The sequence below is a fragment of the Serinicoccus hydrothermalis genome (genome assembly GCF_001685415.1).
In the GTDB taxonomy this organism is placed as follows: Bacteria; Actinomycetota; Actinomycetes; order Actinomycetales; family Dermatophilaceae; genus Ornithinicoccus; species Ornithinicoccus hydrothermalis.
Window position 1 is genome coordinate 2,561,316 of the sequence record NZ_CP014989.1, and the last position, 18,638, is coordinate 2,579,953.

Below are 18,638 nucleotides of genomic sequence, written 5' to 3' on the forward strand. Positions count from 1 at the left end.
TCATACCTGGGGTGGACGTGGGAGAGGCCAGGTCGCGACCGGCGACTGATGTGGGCCGCGACCCGGGGTCCATAGCGTCGCCGGTATGACGACCACAGCATCGCGCTCCACCGCCGCGCTCGCGGCCAGCGCCCTCGACCTGACCAAGACCTACGGCCGTGGGGAGGCCGCGGTGACCGCCCTGGACGGCATCACCGTCGGCATCGACGCCGGCCGGTTCACCGCCATCATGGGGCCGAGCGGCTCGGGCAAGTCCACCCTCATGCACCTGCTCGCCGGACTCGACACCCCCACGACGGGGCGGGTCCACCTCGGTGACCACGAGCTCACCGGGATGCGGGACGCGGCGCTGACCCGGCTGCGCCGCGACGCGGTCGGCTTCGTCTTCCAGGCCTTCAACCTGCTGCCCACCCTGACCGCCGCGCAGAACATCCGGCTCCCCCTGGAGCTGGCCGGACGTCGGGTGGACCCCGCGTGGGAGCGCACGGTCGTCGACGGGCTGGGGCTTTCCGACCGGCTGGGGCACCGGCCGGGTCAGCTCTCCGGCGGGCAGCAGCAGCGGGTCGCCCTCGCGCGGGCCCTCATGACGCGGCCGGAGGTGATCTTCGCCGACGAGCCCACCGGTGCCCTGGACTCCACGACGGGCGCCGAGGTGCTCGCCCTGCTCCGCCGCGCCGTCGACGAGTGGGGCCAGACCGTCGTCATGGTGACCCACGACCCCACCGCTGCCGCGGTCGCGGACCGGGTCCTGCTGCTGGCCGACGGCCGGCTGGCCGGCGAGATCCTCGAGCCGGACGCCGACGCCGTGCTCGCGGCCGTGCGCGACCTCGGGAGGGCCTGATGGCCGCGGCATACCTGACCTCGGGGCTGGCCTCGCGGGGCCGACGCCTCCTCGCCGCCGCGGTGGCGATCGTCATCGGCGTCGCCTTCCTGGCGGCGAGCCTGATCGTGGTCCGGACCGCCCAGACCGCGCTCGAGGACGCGGTCGCCGCGGGCGTCCGCGACGCAGACCTCGTCGTCATGGGCGAGGACGGTCTCGCTCTGACCCCGGAGGAGTACGACGCGGTGGGCGACCTCGACGGCGTCACCGGGGTGGTCGGTGAGGGGGTCGCGACGGCCGAGACCGAGGACGGGTCCTTCGTCGTCGGCCTCAGCGTCCCGAGCGCCGGGACGACCCTGCTCGAGGGCCGGGTCCCGCAGGAGCGGGGCGAGATCGCCCTCAACCCTGCCGCGGTCGAGGGTGGTCTGGCCGTGGGGGACGAGGTCACGGTGCGCGCCTTCGACGAGGAGGGGCAGCCCGGTCGGGAGACGCAGCTCACCGCCGTGGGCGTCCTGCGCCCGGACGCCGGACCGGGAGGCATGTTCGGCGAGGGCTTCTACGCCGCCGACGCCACGCTGCGCGCGGTCGACCCGCTGCTGAGCTACCAGGCGCTCCAGCTCACGCTCGCCGACGGCGCCGACCAGGCCGCCGTGCGAGAGCAGGTCCTCGAGGCCGTGCCAGGCGGCAGCGTCATGACCGGGCCGGAGGCGGCGGAGGCACGGGTCGCCACGCTCACCGGCGGGACGCTCGTGCTCGGCGCGATGCTGCTCGGCTTCGGGGCGGTGGCGCTCGCGACCGCAGCCATCGTCATCGCCAACACCTTCACGATCACCCTCGCCCAGCGCACCGGCGAGCTGGCCCTGCTGCGCTGCGTCGGCGCGACCCGGGCGCAGGTGCGCCGGTCGGTCCTGCTCGAGGCCGCCCTGCTCGGGCTCGTGGCCTCGGCCGCCGGGGTCGCTCTCGGCATCGGGGCGGCCGCCTTGCTGCTGGCCACGGGGCGCCGGATGGACATCGGCATCCCGCTGGGCACCGGCCTCAGCCTCGGCTGGACGGCGCTGCTCCTCCCGGTCCTGGTGGGTGTCGGGGTCACCGTTCTCGCGTCGCTGTGGCCGGCCCACCGGGCCACCCGCGTGTCACCGCTCGCCGCGCTGCGACCCGCGGACGGCGCCGCGTCGCCGGCCCGCGCCGGGGTCGTCCGCATCGGCCTCGGGCTGCTCCTGGTGGCCGGTGGCACCGGGCTGATGCTGGTCGGGGCCGGCTCGCGGGACGTGCTCCTCGGGGTGGCCGGCGGTCTCGTCTCTTTCGCGGGCGTCCTGGTGGCGAGCACGCTCATCGTGCCCGCGGCCGTGCGCGCCCTGGGCGTCGGGGCCCGGGTCGCCGGGGTGCCCGGCCGCCTCGCCGTCGACAACGCCGTCCGCAACCCCGGCCGCGCCGCCAGCACCAGCGCCGCCCTCCTCGTCGGCGTCACGCTCATCACGATGACGACGGTCGGTGCCGCGTCCGGCGAGCAGACGGCCCTCGGCGAGATCGACAAGGAGTATGCGATCGACCTGGTCGCGCAGGCGCCCCCCACGGACGCGTCGGGGGAGCGGCCGGTGAGCGGTGAGATCACCGCCCAGGACGCCTCCCGGATCGCCGAGGTCGAGGGGGTGGGGTCCGCGGTGCCGGTGCGGACGGCATACCTGACCGTGGGCGGGTCGCAGGTGGTCAGCCCGGCCCTCGCGCTGGACCGTCGGACGGCGGCGGAGGTGCTCCGCAGCGAGCAGCTCGTCGCGTCGGTGGGTCCCGGGATGCTCGGCATGGACGGCGTGGACATGTCGATGAGCGGCCTCGAGCCGGGGGACACCGTGCCCGTCGAGGGTGCCGGCGGCACCGGAGAGCTGACCGTGACCGAGCTCGGGCTCGGCGGCGGGCGGCTGGCGCTCGACCCGGCGGACCTGGACCGGCTCGCCGGCGAGGAGGCGCGCGAGGGCGCCGTGCTGGTCCGGCTGGACGAGGACGGCGACCTGGTGGGCGCGTTCGGCGAGATCACCGACATCGCCGAGGAGGGCGGCCTCATGGTCGACGGGGCCGCCGCGCTGCGCGCGCAGGTCGTCCAGATCCTCGACGTGCTCGTGCTCATCGCCGCAGCCCTGCTGGGAGTCGGGGTGGTGATCGCCCTCGTCGGCATCGCCAACACGCTGTCGCTGTCGGTCATCGAGCGGCACCGCGAGCACGCGCTGCTGCGTGGGCTCGGCCTCACCCGCACCCAGATGCGGTCGATGCTGCTCGCCGAGGGGGTGCTGCTGGCGCTGGTCAGTGCGGGCCTGGGGCTCGCGCTGGGCATCGGGTATGCCGCGCTCGGGATCCAGACGATCCTCCCCGAGGACACGGCGGTGGCCGTGAGCGTGCCCTGGGAGCGGGTCGGCCTCATCCTCGGCGTCGCGCTGCTGGCCGGGGTGCTCGCCAGCGTCCTCCCGGCGCGGAGGGCCGCGCGGGTGAGCCCGGCCGAGGGGTTGGCCGCGGCGTAGACCGGGTGGTGCGGCGCAGGGACTCGCCGCACCGCTCAGGGGGTGCTCGCCTCAGGGCGCGGGCAGACCCCCGAGGGCCGGCCGGGACGGGACACCCGGCCGGCCCTCATGCCGTCCCCTCCCCGACGCGGGTCAGCTTGTAGTGGAGCCGGACGGCCCGTGCGGACCACAGGCGCAGGGCGTGGTCGGTCCGCAGCACCCCCTCGTCGTCGACGTAGACCCGGAAGCTCTCGTGGATCGGCACCCGTGCGGCGTGCGTGCCGGCCTCGTCCACGACGACGTAGGCGCCGTTCTCGCCGAACCTGCCCGCGGGGGAGCTCAGCTCGAGGTCGCCGCCGGGAAGGACGCGGGGCCGCAGGAAGACCTGCACGTTGCCCGACTCCAGCGGGAAGGTGACGTGGACGCTGGGACGCGTGCCGCCGGGGAGCAGACGGGTCGAGTAGCAGCCGCTGTAGACGTACTCGCCCGTGGCGCGCAGCGTGCGCAGCCACGCGGCAGCGCGTTGCCGGCCCTGCTCGTCGGTGATGAGCGTGACCCGGCTGTCCATCCCCCGGGCGACGTCCAGCGGGCGGGTCGGCAGCGCGAGCTGCTGCACGCGGCGCCCGAAGAGCCGGGAGACGAGCTCGCCACCGGGCTGGAAGAGCGGGTTCCACTGGGTCCACACCTCCATCCGCCAGTCCGCGGTGTGCTCGTAGAAGTCCCGGACCTGCGGCCTCAGGTCGGCGGCGCGGAAGCCCGGCCCGTCCAGCGCGCCCATGTCCGCCAGCAGCCCGGCCCCAGGACGCTCGACCGCCTCCCCGCCGTGCGCGGCGGCCGCCGCGCGCACCCAGGCGTCTCCGACGGTGGGGCCCACGCTCATGGGCGCGGCCAGCCACGACTCGGTGCCGGCGAGGTCCACCGGCCGACCGCTGACCCTCCAGAACCGCCGGGTCAGCCGGTCGAGGTTCGCCGTGGGCAGAGCCATGGGCTCACCGTGCCACAGCCGGGTCGTCGGCGCGTGGGTCGTCGACGCGTGGGTCGTCGGCGCGCGGGCCGGCGCCGAGACGCTGCCGCAGACCGCTCGCCCGGACGACGCGACGCTGCACGGCCGCCCGCACCTCCTCCTCCGAGCCGACGACCCGGATCGACCTCTCGGCGCGGGTGACCGCGGTGTAGAACAGCTCGCGGGTCAGCAGCGGGCTGTCCAGCTCGGGCAGCAGCACGGTGATCGCCTCCGCCTGGCTGCCCTGCGCCTTGTGGATGGTCATCGCGTGCATCGTCTCGACGTCGCCGAGGCGGGACGGCGTATACCTCTTGCGGCCTGCGGCCCCGTCGATCGCGGCCATCCGCACGGGGACCCCGGCCGAGGTCTGCGAGGCGACGACGACGCCGGTGTCGCCGTTGAGCACGCCGGTGGCGTAGTCGTTGGCGGTGACGAGCAGCGGGCGCCCGAGGTACATCGGCTCGTAGAGGTTCAGCCCGGTGTCCTCCGCGAGCCAGGTCTCGACGAGGTGGTTCCACCGGCGCACGCCGCGCTCGCCCTCGCGGTGCGCGCACAGCAGCCGGTGCCGGTGCAGGGCGCGCAGCGCGGCGTCGTCGTCGCCGCGCCGGGCGGCCTGCTGGATCTCCCGCGCCTGCCGGGTCAGCTGCTCCTGCAGGTATGCGCTCGCGTCCTCGTCGCGGACCCACTCCACCTCGGTGCCGCCCACCGAGAGGGCGCTCACCACGGCGTCCGCGTCGCCGACCCGCAGCGCCTGGGCCAGCGCTCCGATCGTCTCGCCGAAGCGGTGCACCGTGCGCAGCCGCGCCAGGGCCAGCGGGGCGGGGCCCGGTCCTGGGCTCTCCGCGGCATCGTCCGAGGCCTGCCCGGCCGCGCCGTCCTCGCCTGCCGCGTCCCCCTGGGCGTGGCCCTCCTCGCGCTCCGGCACGGCGGCGACGAGGTCGGCGAGGACGGCGCCCGCCTCCACCGAGACCAGCTGGTCGGCGTCGCCGACGAGGATGAGTCGGGCCGAGGGACGCAGCGCCTCCAGGAGCCGCGCCATGTGGGTCAGCGACACCATCGACGCCTCGTCGACGAGCACGACGTCGTGCGGCAGCCGGTTGCCGCGGTGGTGCCGGAACCGGCTGCGCGACCCGGGCCGCCATCCCAGCAACCGGTGCAGCGTGCGCGGCTCGACGGTGCGCAGCCGCTGCACGACCTCGCGCCCCTCCTCGCTCACGGCCCGGGCCTCGATCTCGTCGAGCGCCCGGTCCACCGCGGCCTTCACCCGGGCCGCGGCCTTGCCGGTGGGCGCGGCCAGGCCGACCCGCAGCGGCTGCTCGCCGGCCTGCGCCGCCTGCTCGGCCAGCAGGGTGAGGACCCCGGCCACGGTGGTCGTCTTGCCGGTCCCCGGACCGCCGGTGATGACGCCGGTGCGCGAGCGGACGACGACATCCGCCGCGAGCCGCTGCTCGGCATACCCCGCGCCGGGGAAGATGCGCTCCAGCCCGGCCTGCAGCACCTCCTCGTCCACCGCGGGGGGTCCGAGCTCGGCCCGGGCGCGCAGGTCGGCGACCACCTGGACCTCCTGGTGGTGGTAGCGCTGGAGGTAGACCAGGCCGGTCGTCCCCTCGACCACGAGCCCGCCCTCGCGGGCTAGCCGGCTGCCGGCGACGCTCGCGGTCCACGTCTGCGGGTCGGGCCACGGCAGGTCCGGGAGCGCCTGCGCCCCCTCGGTCGCGAGCGCGGCGAGGTCGACCGCCACCGACCCTGAGCGCACCGCCCTCGTGGCCACGGCCGCGGCGAGGAGGACCTCCGCGTCCTTCTCGCCCGCCGCCCGGGCCAGCCCGGTCGCCACGTGGACGTCGGCCGCGGTGAGCAGCCCGGCCCGGTTGAAGTCGCGCAGAGGGCCGGTGGCGGTCAGCGCCAGCCTCCGGTCGTGGTCGTCGACCCGCTCGAAGAGCTCGATCATCGGCGCCGCACGCTCCAGGACGTCCTCACCGGCCGCGATCGTCCTCGACCCCTCGCTCACGAGCCCACCTCCACGTCGCGCCCCGCGCCGTCGAGCAGGTCGGACAGCCCGAGCACGAGGTCGACCGGCGGGCGCCAGGAGAAGACGCCGCACGGCATACCGTCGACGACCGGGGTGTCCGGCCCGCACATCCCGCGGAGGTAGAGGTAGAGCACACCGCCCAGGTGCTGCTCCGGGTCGTAGCCGGCCAGGCGCCAGCGCAGGAAGCGGTGCGCCACGACGGCGTAGAGCAGCGCCTGCAGCGGGTAGGACGAGTGCCCCATCGCCTCGGCGAGCCGCTCGGGGCGGTAGTCGGCGGCGGTGAGCGCCTCCTCGGGGCTGCCGAGCCAGTTGGTCTTGTAGTCGGCCACGAGGAAGGTCTCCCCGCCTCCGCCGCCGACCCGCAGCACCACGTCGACCGACCCGGTGAGGTAGCCGCGCAGTTCCTGACCGGCGAGGTCGGGCGCCGCGTCGAGCACGTCGGCCCAGGCGCGCACCGGGTCCCCGGGCGGGAGGTGCTCCCGCAGCAGCGGGGCGAGGTCGCCCAGCACCGCCGCCTCGCCGGAGGGGCCCCGGCGCAGGTCACCGCCTCCCAGCGGCAGCTCGAAGTCGAGCTCGCACAGCCGGTCGGCGGTGCCGATCCGCCGCAGCGTCGTCCCGCCGGCGAGCGGCCCGAGCGGGGTGTCGCAGACGGCGACCAGGGCGTCGACGAGCAGGTCCTCGCCGGCCTGGTCGAGCTCCACCGGCCACAGCACCTTCTGCTCGTGCAGGTGACGGGCCAGCTCGGCGTGCAGGTCGGCGGCCTGCGGGTCGGCGTGCTCGAGCACGGCGTGCACCAGCGAGCCGAAGGTCGCGCCCACGGGCAGCTCGGCCATGGGGGAGGGGACCTCGGAGCCGGCGGGCGGCGCGACCGCGTCCAGCCCCGGCAGCGCCGGGGTGCTCTCGGCGACGGGGTCGGGGCCGGAGGGCTCGTCCTCGCGCCCGGTCAGGCCGACCTCCGGCTCGCTGCCGACACCGGCCACGCCGGGACCGCTCTCGGCCGGCGTGGACAGCGCGGTGTAGGACGTGCGCCGCCAGTCGTGGTCGATGCGCCGCGACCACATGGCCAGGCGCAGCTCCGGCGCGGTCGGCCGCAGCGCCGGGGCCAGGTCGGTGGCCGGGTCGGCCCGCTCCAGCGCGAAGGCCCCCTGGTCGGCCCACCGGCGCAGGTGCTCGGTGGCGGCGTCGTCCTGACGCGGCACCCGCACCCGTTGCGGCACCTCGCCCTGCCCCGGCTCGCGGCCGAAGAGCACGCGGTGCAGCGCCGAGCTGCTGGCGTTGTTGACCGGCGCCCACCAGGTGACGACCTGGCTCTGGGCCCGGGTCATGGCGACGTAGAGCAGCCGTAGCGACTCCCCGGCGTCCTCTTCCTTGTGGCGCCGCACCGAGTCGGCCCAGCCGGGGTTGGCCGCGTGCTCCCCACCCACGTCGAGGCAGCGGGTGCGCTCGGGGGGCGACTCGTGGAAGAGCGGGATCGTCGGGGAGTCGCTGACCCACCGGTCGCCGAGGGAGGGGAGGTAGACGACGGGGTACTGCAGGCCCTTGCTCCCGTGGATCGTGGCGAGCTGCACCGCGGCGGCGTCGCTGTCCAGCCGACGGGTGCGCGCCCCGGCGCTCTGCGGGGCGTCCTGCGCCATCCCGGCGCGCAGCCACTCCAGCAGCGCGACGAGGCCGAGCTGGTCGCGCCGCGCGGTCTCGTGCAGCAGCTGGGCGACGTGCCGCAGGTCGGTGAGCGAGCGCTCGCCGCCGACCTGGCCCAGCACCCGGTCGGGCAGCCCCTGGATCGTCAGCAGCTCGAGCACGGCGGCGATGCCCTGGCGGGCGTAGACCCCCGCCAGCTCGCGACAGGTCTGCGCCAGCTCGTCCTCGAGCTCGGCGTCCGCCCGCTCGCCGCGCTCGCCGACCCGGGCGACGGCATACCCCAGCAGGTCGGTGAGCGCCGCCGCGCGCGTGAGCACGGGGCGGTGCGGCGCGACCATCGCCTCGAGCAGGGCGAGCCAGTCGTGCGCCGCGCGGCTGTGCAGCACGGTCGACCCGCCCGTGGTGACAGCGGGTATGCCCAGCTCGGCCAGGGCGTCGCGCGCCGCGACGAGGTCCTTGCCGCGGTGCGCGAGGACGGCGACGTCGCGGGCCTGGACCGGGCGGCCCTCGAAGGTCGCGCCGGAGGCGAGCAGGGCGGCGACGTCGTGCGCCAGGTCGCGCGCGATCCACGGCCGCACCGTGGGCATCCGGCTGTCCCCGCCGAGGTGGTCGCGCAGCAGCACCTGGCGCAGCCGGACCGGTGCCGTGCTCGGCGCGCCGACGAGGCGCGAGCCCTCCCGGTCGGCCGTGACCGGGTGCACGAGGATCTCCTCGTCGCCGAGCTGGGTGCCGGTGAGCATCGCCCCCAGCGCCTGCGTCACCCCGGGGTCGGAGCGGAAGTTGCGGGGCAGGGTGCGGCGGTCGGCGGCCGTCGCCGCCGCGGTGAGGTAGGTGGGGACGTCGCCGCCGCGGAAGGCGTAGATCGCCTGCTTCGGGTCGCCGATGAGCACCATCGCATGGGCGTGACCGGAGAAGGCCCGCTCCAGCACGGACCACTGGATCGGGTCGGTGTCCTGGAACTCGTCGACGAGCACGACCCTCCACCGGCGCCGCATCCGCACGCGCGCCGGGGAGCTCGGCTCCTCCAGCGCCTCGGCGAGCTGGGTCAGCAGGTCGTTGTAGTGCATGACCTGCAGCCGCTGCTTGCGCAGCCCCAGCTCGTGGCGCACGGCATGGGCGAAGCGGACCCGTCGGTCCGGCACCGAGCGTGGCTCCGCCCCGTCCGGCCGCAGCTCGGCGTGGACGTCGTCGACCACCGTGCGGGCGATCTGCAGCGCCTCGCGGCGGGAGAAGAAGGGCTCGTCCTCACGCTGGGCGAAGGCCCGCAGGTAGAGGTCGTCGACGACCTCGACGAGCAGCCGGTCCAGGTCGTCGACCAGCTCGGCGTCGGCGTCCGCCGTGCCCGCGACCCCGAGGCTGCGCAGCACCTGCTGGCAGAACTGGTGGGTGGTCGCGATCGTCGCGGCGTCGATGTCGGAGAGTGCGGTACGCAGGCGTCGCCGCCGCGCGGCCCGCTCCTCCTCGTCCACGTCCAGGAGCAGGGTCAGCAGCTCGTCGCGCTCCTGCGGCGGCGGGGGCTCGGTGAGCGCCCGCTCGGCGGCGACCAGCTGCTCGCGCACGCGGGCGCGCAGCTCCTGGCTGGCGGCCCGGCCGAAGGTGACGACGAGCATCTCCGGCAGGAGGACCACGCCCTCGGCGACGTAGCGGGTCACGAGCGCGGCGATCGTCCAGGTCTTGCCGGTGCCCGCGCTCGCCTCGAGCAGCACCGTGCCCGTCGGCAGCGGGTCGGCGATGGAGAAGTGGGCCAGCGCCGTCATACCCGCTCCTTGCGCTCGGCGTCGCCGCTCAGCACCGGGCCCCACACGCGCAGCGCGAGCTGGCCGAGCCGGTGCTCCACCCCGGGCGTCCACCGCTCGTCCTCGAGCGGCACGCCGAGGATCTCCTGCAGCGGGACCGCGCCGCCGTGGACGTAGGAGCGGCTCGGGTCGTCCTGCTCCTTGGGGAAGGCCTGGTCGAAGGTGTCGTCGGTGCGCCACTCGCGGACGGCGTCGAGCGTCGCGGCCCGGTCGTCGCCCGGACCACCGAGGTAGGACTCCGCCCAGCGCAGCGAGGTCTGGACCGGCAGTGGCAGCGGCTCGACCAGGCCCCGGTCACGCAGGTCCACGAGCTGGCCGAGGAGCTCGCGTGCGCGGGTGGGGTCGTGCGGGCCGTGGACGTAGTGGACCCCGCCCTGGTGCCTGCCCCAGCGCTGCCGCCCCAGGAGGTGGCTCGTGGCGTCGCCCCCGAGCGCGGCGGACAGCACGAGCGAGGTGATCCACGAGCGCAGCCGCTGCTTGGCCTTGACCGTCGAGAAAGTCGCGGTCACCGCGCGGTCGCCGACGAGCCCGGTGACGGTGCCGGTGAGCCGCCGGCCGCCGGGCAGGTCGAGGTCGACGTCGAGCGTGTCCCGCTCGAGCGGGACGCCCCAGCCGCCCTGGCCCAGGGCGGACCAGGTGGCCTCCGCCACCCGCTGGGCGTCCCGGGTGACGTCCTTCATCACCCCGGTGCCGAGGGCTCCGGGCGGCAGCTCGCCGCGCCACAGCTCGGCGTCGACGGTGGCGCCGGGGTCGCGCCCGGCGAGGACGGCGGCCAGCACCCGGTCGCCGACCGCCCACTTCTCCAGCCCGTCCAGCTCGACGGGTATGCCCTCGCTCGCCTCCTCCGGCACCTCCGGCAGGAGCAGCCCGAGTCGGTCCCGCAGGTAGGCCCGCGCCGGGTTGTCGAAGAAGCGCAGCAGCGCGTCCAGCTCCACCGGCTCGTCGGCGTCGGCACGCGGGGCCAGCGCCGTGTCCACGGGTCGCGGACGGGGCTCGCGCTCGCCCACCGCGGCGCGGCCCCCGCGCAGGGCGGCCGGGTCGTGGCTGAACGGATCGTCCTGCGGCAGCAGCGGCGGTATGCCCTCGCCCGCCGCGCCGAGGTTGCGCGGGTCGAAGGGCTGCAGCGGGTGGTGCGTGAGCACCCGGGAGACACCCGGGGACATCGGGTCGGCGGTGCGCCGCACCGTGTCGATCAGCTCCCCGAGGGGCACGGCCGGGGGACGGGGGGCACCGGTGTGCTCGTCGAAGCCGGTGTAGGTCACGACGAGGGCGTCCCGGGCCGCCATGAGGGCGTCGAGCAGCAGCTGGCGGTCCTCGCTGCGCGGGTCGCGCTCGCCGGTCACCGAGCGTCGGGCGGTCGCGTCGTCGCCGTCGGCGGCGGTGGTGCGCGGGAAGACGCCGTCGTCCAGGCCCACCAGCGCGACCACGCGGTGCGGCACCGAGCGCATCGGCACCATGGTGCACACGGTGAGGGTGCCGGTCCGGAAGTTGGACCGGGTCGCGCGGCCCGCGGCCTGCTCGTCCAGCAGCGCGTGCACGTCGGAGAGCGCCAGCGTCGTCCCGGACGCCGTGCCCGCCGTGCCCGCGTCGGCGGCGGCTCCGGCGTGCCGGCGCACGAGGTCCAGCTCGCGCCGCAGCTGGGTGACCTGCCACCCCTCGGTGGGGCCGACATCGGCCAGACCCAGCACGCCCTCGTCCAGGCCGTCGGCCCACTCGCTCACCTGCTCTGCCCGGCGCAGCGCGCGCAGGGTCCGGCCGAGCCGGTCGACGAGCTCGCTCATCCGACCGGCGAGGTCGAGGTCACCGCTGTCGAGGTCGTCCAGGCCGAGCGTGGTGCCGAGGTGGTCGACCTCCTCGCCGTCGACGGCGGCGCCGACGAGCACCCGGGCCAGCCCCGCCTGCCAGGTGTTCTGGCTGAGACCCGCCAGGGCGTAGTCGGCACGGTGCTCCTCGTCCAGCCCCCAGCGGACGCCCACGGCGCCCACCCAGTCGCCGAGGCGTTCGAGGTCGTCGTCGTCGAGCCCGAAGCGACGGCGCACCGGGGCGCTGCGGGCGAGGTCGAGCACCTCGCCCGCCGTGAGCCGCCCCCCGGCGAGCTCGACGAGCCGGGCGGCCAGCGCGAGCAGCGGGTTGCCCTGGGTCGGGGCCCGGTCGGCCAGGCGCACCCGCAGCGAGTGCGCGGGGTGGGTAGCGGACGACCCGTGGTCGCCGTGCCCATTGCGGACGACCTCCCCGAGCCCGAACCCCGCGTGCACCAGCGGGGCGTAGGCGTCGATGTCCGGGCACATGACGAGGATGTCCCGGGGCTCGAGGGTCGGGTCGTCCTGGAGCAGGTCGGCGAGCACATCGCGCAGCACGTCGATCTGGCGGGCCTGGCCGTGGCAGGCGTGGACCTGCAGGCTGCGGTCGGTCGCCGGGACGTCGCGCTGCGCCACCTCCGGCGCCCCCGGGACGTGGTCGCGGGCCAGGTCGCCCTGGAGCAGGTGGAGCAACGTCGCCGACGACGGTGGCGGGTCCGGCGTCGCCGCCGGGGACGAGGCGTGCGGCACGAGCGCGAGGGTGCGCTGCAGCTCGCGGGCGTCCCGGCCCAGGCTCGCCAGCAGGGGGTGCTCCACCAGCAGGGCGGTGTCGTCCTCGTCCCGCGGCACGGGGCCCGGCGCCACCTCCGGTGCCAGGCGCTCCCACGCGGCGGGCGAGGCCTGCGGCAGCCAGAGGTGGACGTCGCGGTGCTCGGCCAGCGCCGAGAGCACCTCGACCTCGCTGCGCGCGATCCGGGTGTGCCCGAAGAGGGACAGCCGCCCGGGCAGCACCAGCCCCGGCAGGTCCGGCCCCCGCTCGCCGGAGCGCAGCGCCGCGACCACTCGCGCGTGGCGCACGTCCGGCGGTTCGGCGTCGACGACCTCGAGCACCCGGCGCCAGAGCGGCGGCTGCCAGGCGAGGTCCTCCTCGACCTGCCCGCCGAGCCCGTCCCCGTCCCCGCCCTCGCGCCAGTCGGTGATCATCGCCGGGCGGGAGGCGGCATACCCGGAGAAGAGCACGGCCAGCCGCCGGGCGACGGCGTAACGCCGCCCCCGCCGCAGCTGCGCCTCCTCGCTGCTCTCCGCGCCGCTGCCCAGGTGCCGCGCGAGCGTGTCGGCCCAGCGCTCGCCCAGGCTCGTGTCGATCGCCTGCAGCACCGGCCACACCAGCCGGTCCGGGTGCCACGGGTCGTCGCGGTCGATGCCCAGCACCAGCGAGACCAGCGAGTGCGGGGTGAGGAAGCGGATGCCCGCGCAGACGCCGTCGTGGCCGGTCGTCCCCGCACCGAGCGTGTGCGACAGCCGCTGCGCCAGCCACCGCTCGACCCCCTTGGCCGGCACGGCCACGACCTCCTCGGCGAACGGATCGGGCAGCGGGTCGGCGAGCAGCCCGGCGAGCCCCTCCGCCAGGGCCGCGGTGCTCACGTCCCGATGCACGACCAACGTCACGCGCTCGACCTTAACCGCGCCCGCCGACAGGCCACGCACGCCGTCGATCCGCCCAGGTGACCCGCCGGGCGGACCCTTGTCAGCGAGGGCACGTGACTTCTAGGCTGTGCGTATGGCGAGGCACGTTGCATGATGGGCAACACGTACCCCTCGGTGGTGCTGGAGCGGCTGCTGCGGGGGGCGCGGCTGGAGATCCTGCCCACGGCCTCCGTGGCCGACCAGGTGTATGCCCACGTGGAGCCCGGGCGGACGCTCACCGTGACCGCGTCGCCGGCCAAGGGGCTCGAGGCGACCCTGGCGCTCACCGAGGAGCTGGCGGCGTACTACCACGTCGTCCCGCACCTGGCGGCCCGCATGGTCGAGCGCGCGGCGCTGCCCGATCTTGTCGCGCGCCTGAGCGCGGCCGGCATCACCGAGATCTTCGTCCCGGGCGGTGACGCCGAGCCGACGGAGGAGACCTTCAGCAGCGCCCTCGACCTGCTCATCGAGCTCGACGCGATGGGCTCGCCCTTCTCCGGCGTCGGGATCACCGGCTACCCCGAGTCCCACCCGGGCATCGACGACGACGTGGTCGTGCAGTCGATGTGGGACAAGCGCCGCTACGCCACCTCCGTCGTCTCGAACATGTCCTTCGACGACGACCTCGTCGGGCAGTGGCTGGAGCGGGTGCGTCGGCGCGGTGTCGAGCTTCCGGTCTGGGTGGGGGTGCCCGGGCCCGTCGACCCCGCCAAGCTGCTGCGGATGGCGAGCACGATCGGGGTCGGCGACTCGATGCGCTTCCTGCGCAAGCAGCGGGGCGTCTTCACCCGGATGGTCATGCCGGGCTTCTCCACCACCCGCTTCGCGCACCGTATGGCGGTGCTCGGCACCGCGGACCGGCTCGGCATCGCGGGGCTGCACCTCTACACCTTCAACCAGATCGCCCAGACCGAGGGCTGGCGCCGCACCCAGCTGTCGAAGGTGGCGGAGCTGCGCGACCCGGCGGCCGGGACGTGAGAGGCTGGAGCGCGGCCTGCGCCGCACGGGGTGTCTCAGGTTGCGCTGTCGCGCATGGCGCATAGGGTTGCGGCATGCGCAACGACGACGACAGCAACGGTGCCAGCGTCCAGTCCGTCGACCGTGCCCTGACGATCCTGGAGATCCTGGCCAAGGTCGGGGAGGCGGGGATCGGCGAGGTCGCGACGACGCTGGGAGTGCACAAGTCCACCGCCAGCCGCCTCGTCTCCACGCTCGCCGCCCACGATCTCGTCGAGCTCACCGGTGAGCGCGGTCGGGCCCGGCTCGGGGTCGGCGTCCTGCGCCTGGCCGGGTCGACCAGCGCCCGCCTGGACCTCGTGCAGGAGGCGCGCCCCGTCTGCCAGGAGCTCGCGGCGGAGACCAACGAGACCGTCAACATCGCCGTGCTCGGTGGGCGCTCCGCGCTCTACATCGACCAGGTCATCGGCCCGTCCACGATCACCTCGCACAACTGGGTCGGCCAGCACATCCCGCTGCACGCGACGAGCAACGGCCGGGTCCTCGTCAGCGAGCTGTCACCTCGCGAGCGTCGCGCCACCTGGGGCGAGCTCACGGCATACACCGAGGGCACGGTCACCGACCCGGACGAGCTGGACCGGCTCGTCGACGCCGCCCGGGAGCGCGGGTGTGCCGTCGTCCGGGACGAGCTCGACGTCGGGCTGACGGCGGTGGCCGCCCCGGTGCGCAACGCCCACGGCGAGATCTGCGCCTCGATGAGCGTCTCCGGGCCGAGCTTCCGGATGGACCCCGAGCGGGTCGAGGAGGTGGTGCCGGTCCTCGTGGCCGCTGCCGCCGAGGTGTCCTCCCGGCTCGGCTGGCACCAGGAGCCGGTCGGCCTGACCGCCGCCACCTGAGCATCCCGGACGCGCACCGGGGCCCGACCGTCGCTGCGGTCGGGCCCCGGTGACGTCTCGGCGAGCGGCCGGCTCAGAAGGACTGCTGGCCCTCCTTGAGCACCTCGCGGGTGTTCGGGTTGACCGAGGGACGGAACGGCACGTCGACGATCGTCGCGTCGACCGGCTCACCGGGGGTGTCGGCATACTGCTCCGGCAGCCACACCCGCACCTGCGTCCCGACCCCGCTCATCCCCCACGGGACGTAGCCCAGGGCGATGTTGGTCTCGAGCTCGGGGGAGTACCACGGCGAGGTGAGGTAGCCGACCGGGTCGTCCGAGTCCGCCGTGCTGACCAGCCAGAAGTCCGGGGCGTAGTCGGTGATCGGCTTCCCGCCGAGCCGCAGCCCGACGAGCATGAGCTCGAACGGCGGCGAGCCGGCCTCGAGCTGCTCCCGCTGCGCCTCGAGCGCGGCCTTGCCGATGTAGTCCTCCTCCTTGAGGCGCGGCACCTGGTAGGCCAGGTTGGTCTGCAGCGGCGAGGTCTCGGAGTCCATGTCCTGGCCCCAGGAGAGGATCCCGGCCTGCACCCGGCGCGGGTGCGCAGGGGCGATGACGCGCAGGTTGTGCGCCTCGCCGGCCTCGAGGACGGCGTTCCACATCTCCTCGGCGTGCAGCGTCGCGTCGTAGAGGTAGATCTCGTAGCCCTTCTCCCCGGTGAAGCCGGTCTGGGAGACGATGACCGGCAGCCCCGCGACCTCCGCCGCGGCGAGTCCGTAGTTGGGGATCTCGGAGACCACCGGACCGATGAGGTCGCGCATGAGCGCCTCGGACTTCGGGCCCTGGATCTGCACCGGGCAGACGTCGATCTCGTCGATGGTGACGTCATACCCCTTGCTGATGTTGACCCCCTGGAGCCAGAACATCAGGCTCGAGTCGGACAGGCTGAACCAGAACTCGTCCTCGCTGATCCGCAGGAGCACCGGGTCGTTGAGGATCCCGCCCGCCTCGTTGCACAGGATGACGTAGCGCGCGTGCATCGGGGTGATGGTCTTGGCCTGGCGGGTGATGACGTAGTTGACGAAGTCCTCCGCGTCCGGGCCCTTGACCTGGATCTGCCGCTCCACGGCGACGTTCCACAGGGTGACGTCGTTGACGACGGACTTGTGCTCGGCCAGCGGCCCGCCCTCCTCCATGGAGAGGTAGCCGCGCGGGTGGTAGACCCGGTTGTAGACCTCGGCGCGCCAGACGCCGGCCTCGACCGAGAGGTGCCAGTAGGGCGACTTGCGGATGCGGGTCGAGATGAGCAGCTCGACCGGGGTGGGCCCGGTCTGGCGCAGGTTGACGGGGACGGAGCGCCCCTGCTGCACCGTCGGGTGGTTGTGGTTGGTGGGGGCCGTGTCCGGGGCCGTGGCCCCCGCCGACTGGTCCTGGGTCTGGGTGGAGATCGGGGTTGCCGCCATGGGCGTCGCCCTCCTGTCGTGCGGGGCCGATCCTGTGACCGGCCGAACGGTGGGCTGGTTTCCAGCGTGCTTCGGACGCTACACCGCGCGTCTCGCCTGATGCAATGGTCTTCGTCATACGCAACACGGCGTGTCGCGGGTGTGGTCCGGTCCGGCGCTCAGGACTGCTGCTCGGAGGACCAGTCCGGGTCGCGGCCGAGGCGGGCGAGCAGCCGATCGGTCGGGGAGGCGTCGTCGGAGACCTCGAGCGGCGGGGCGCAGATCCCCGCGCTGTAGAGCGCCTCCCCCCAGCCGTCGGCCGTGGCGGTCAAGGCCGCGGCCTGCTCCTCGTCCACCGACCACGGCTGACCCGTGGCGCGGGCGACGTCGGAGGCGTGGATGACGAGATCCCAGCCGTAGAAGTCGGCCATCGTGGCTCCGAGGGTCGTCGGACCGAAGTAGCCGTCGTACTCCCGCTCTGCGACTCCGTCCTGCAGGAGGATGTCGCAGGCCTGCTCTGCGTGCTCGGCCCATGCCCGTCCGGGGTCGCCGAGGTCGGGCGCCAGCCCGAGATCGAATCCCTGCTGCCCGAGGAAGTCGCGCTGCGTCTCGATGACGTGGGCCACGACGTCGCGCGCGCTCCACCCCGCGCACGGCGAGGAGGCGTCCCAGCGGCCCTCCACGCCGCGGACGACGAGGGTGAACTGTGCGGCGCGGTCGGCGAAACTCTGTGCTGTGTGGTTCATGCAGCCACGATGGCGCGACCGTGGGTGCCGCCTCTTGTCATAATCCGACACATGCCAGCCGAGGAGGGTCGCGCGCGCCTCCCCGACCCGGTCGACCGTGCGCACCTGACGGGCGTCAGCCGGCCCTCGCCACCGATCCATCGCTACATGCCCTCGCCCCACCTGCGCGACCTGGTGGAGCGCTACTGGATCCCGGTGTGGTCGCTGCCCGAGCCGTCGACGCAGAGCACGCTGCAGCACCCGGTCTGCCTCGTCGTCGTCAGCAACACGTATGCCCGCTTCTACGGCGTCGTCCGCGGCCGGTCGTCGGTGACGCTCGAGGGCGACGGCTGGGCTGTCGGGACGATGCTCACCCCGGCCGCCGGGCGGCTGGTCCTGGGCCGCTCGGTCGCGTCCGTGACCGACACGCACCTCGACCTGGGGCAGCTGCCGGGGACGGACGCGGACGCGCTCGTGGCGCAGATCCGTCGTGCGATGGCGGACGACCCCGGTTCGCCGCGCGCGCACACTGACGCCGTCGTGGCGACCGAGCGGTGGCTGACGGCATACCTGCCCGTCGACGACGCCGGCCTCCTCGTCAACGACCTCGTGGCCTGGGTGCGGGACCACCCGGAGGTGACGCGGGTCGACGAGCTCGCACGGAGGGCGGGGCTGGGGGAGCGGGCGCTGCAGCGGCTCGTCGAGCAGCGCGTCGGCCTCAGCCCCAAGTGGCTCATCCAACGGCGGCGGCTGCACGACGCGGTCGTCGCGCTCAAGGCCGGGGTCGGACCCGGGGCTCTCGCGGACCTCTCGATCCGGCTCGGGTATGCCGACCAGGCCCACTTCACCCGCGACTTCCGGGCCGTCACCGGGTTGACCCCGGGCGAGTTCGCGAGGGACCAACTGGTGCGCTGAGGGCGTCGGCGATGAACGCTCACCTGTGTCGGACCCGAGGCGTAGCGTCGGGTCATGGATGCCGAAGAAGTGGTCCCCCGGCTGGTCGAGACGATCGATGGCCACCGGTGGGAGGACCTGCCCGACCTGCTGGCGCCGGGCTTCACCAGCCGCCTCGTGCATACCGACGAGACCTTCGACCGGGACGCCTGGGTCCGGCTCAACGCGGACTACCCCGGGTTCGAGCGGATGGAGCTCGAGGACCTCGTCGCGGACGGGGGCCGCGCGGCGTGCCGGGCGCACGTCACCGGTGTGGTCGAGGGGCGGACGGCCCACTTCGAGGTGGCGATGTTCGTGACCGTGGCCGAGGGGGTGATCCAGGAGATGACCGAGGTCTGGGCCGACCTCGACGGCGTCGCCCCCGAGGGCACCCGGCCCTCGTGAGAAGCGGATCGGCCCGTCGATGTCGAGAAGCGGGATAGCGCC

12 protein-coding genes are annotated in these 18,638 nt (G+C 74.8%); 6 read left to right on the forward strand and 6 right to left on the reverse strand.

The genetic code is table 11. The features are described 5' to 3' along the window. Positions 1-85: 85 nt before the first annotated feature. Together SGUI_RS11930 and SGUI_RS11935 are read left to right on the forward strand one after the other, a co-directional pair. Positions 86-841 carry an ABC transporter ATP-binding protein gene (locus SGUI_RS11930; RefSeq protein ID WP_066640564.1) on the forward strand — a complete coding sequence of 252 codons (756 nt, stop codon included), beginning with the start codon at positions 86-88 and terminating at the stop codon, positions 839-841. After that, complete coding sequence (locus SGUI_RS11935; RefSeq protein ID WP_066640567.1) at positions 841-3,330, forward strand: ABC transporter permease; 2,490 nt, start codon at positions 841-843, stop codon at positions 3,328-3,330. Before SGUI_RS11930 ends, SGUI_RS11935 begins: the two co-directional genes overlap by 1 nt. A 106-nt stretch (positions 3,331-3,436) precedes the next feature. Here SGUI_RS11935 and SGUI_RS11940 read toward each other — a convergent pair whose 3' ends face one another. The 4 genes from SGUI_RS11940 to recC are packed head-to-tail and all read right to left on the reverse strand — an operon-like array spanning position 3,437 to position 13,218. Further along, the gene (locus tag SGUI_RS11940; RefSeq protein WP_066640570.1) at positions 3,437-4,294 is read right to left on the reverse strand and encodes a hypothetical protein; all 858 of its coding nucleotides are present in this window, start codon (positions 4,292-4,294) and stop codon (positions 3,437-3,439) included. Positions 4,295-4,298: 4 nt separating this feature from the next. Further along, the gene (recD, locus tag SGUI_RS11945; protein WP_237141343.1) at positions 4,299-6,320 is read right to left on the reverse strand and encodes an exodeoxyribonuclease V subunit alpha; all 2,022 of its coding nucleotides are present in this window, start codon (positions 6,318-6,320) and stop codon (positions 4,299-4,301) included. Beyond that, positions 6,317-9,736 carry a UvrD-helicase domain-containing protein gene (locus tag SGUI_RS11950; protein WP_066640574.1) on the reverse strand — a complete coding sequence of 1,140 codons (3,420 nt, stop codon included), beginning with the start codon at positions 9,734-9,736 and terminating at the stop codon, positions 6,317-6,319. Before SGUI_RS11950 ends, recD begins: the two co-directional genes overlap by 4 nt. Continuing rightward, positions 9,733-13,218, reverse strand: a complete 3,486-nt coding sequence (recC, locus tag SGUI_RS11955) for an exodeoxyribonuclease V subunit gamma (RefSeq protein ID WP_237141344.1) — start codon at positions 13,216-13,218, stop codon at positions 9,733-9,735. The genes SGUI_RS11950 and recC overlap by 4 nt, the downstream gene beginning before the upstream one ends. 153 nt (positions 13,219-13,371) lie before the next feature. On the opposite strand from recC, the gene SGUI_RS11960 reads away from it, so the two are divergent. Next, the gene (locus SGUI_RS11960; protein WP_237141345.1) at positions 13,372-14,238 is read left to right on the forward strand and encodes a methylenetetrahydrofolate reductase; all 867 of its coding nucleotides are present in this window, start codon (positions 13,372-13,374) and stop codon (positions 14,236-14,238) included. Positions 14,239-14,312: 74 nt separating this feature from the next. Continuing rightward, the gene (locus SGUI_RS11965) at positions 14,313-15,113 is read left to right on the forward strand and encodes an IclR family transcriptional regulator (RefSeq protein WP_066640582.1); all 801 of its coding nucleotides are present in this window, start codon (positions 14,313-14,315) and stop codon (positions 15,111-15,113) included. 73 nt (positions 15,114-15,186) lie between these two features. Here the strand turns inward: SGUI_RS11965 and SGUI_RS11970 are convergent, their stop codons facing one another. Beyond that, positions 15,187-16,554, reverse strand: coding sequence for an aminomethyl transferase family protein (locus SGUI_RS11970; protein ID WP_083190660.1), 1,368 nt, complete (start codon positions 16,552-16,554; stop codon positions 15,187-15,189). Between the two features lie 158 nt (positions 16,555-16,712). Next, the gene (locus tag SGUI_RS11975) at positions 16,713-17,279 is read right to left on the reverse strand and encodes a TIGR03086 family metal-binding protein (RefSeq protein ID WP_066640589.1); all 567 of its coding nucleotides are present in this window, start codon (positions 17,277-17,279) and stop codon (positions 16,713-16,715) included. A 51-nt stretch (positions 17,280-17,330) separates the two neighbouring features. On the opposite strand from SGUI_RS11975, the gene SGUI_RS11980 reads away from it, so the two are divergent. Beyond that, on the forward strand, positions 17,331-18,173 hold the full coding sequence (locus tag SGUI_RS11980; RefSeq protein ID WP_066640590.1) for a helix-turn-helix domain-containing protein: 843 nt from the start codon (positions 17,331-17,333) through the stop codon (positions 18,171-18,173). Positions 18,174-18,227: 54 nt separating this feature from the next. Beyond that, positions 18,228-18,596 (forward strand): nuclear transport factor 2 family protein, encoded by a 369-nt coding sequence (locus SGUI_RS11985; RefSeq protein ID WP_083190662.1) that lies wholly within the window; start codon positions 18,228-18,230, stop codon positions 18,594-18,596. Positions 18,597-18,638 lie beyond the last annotated feature (42 nt).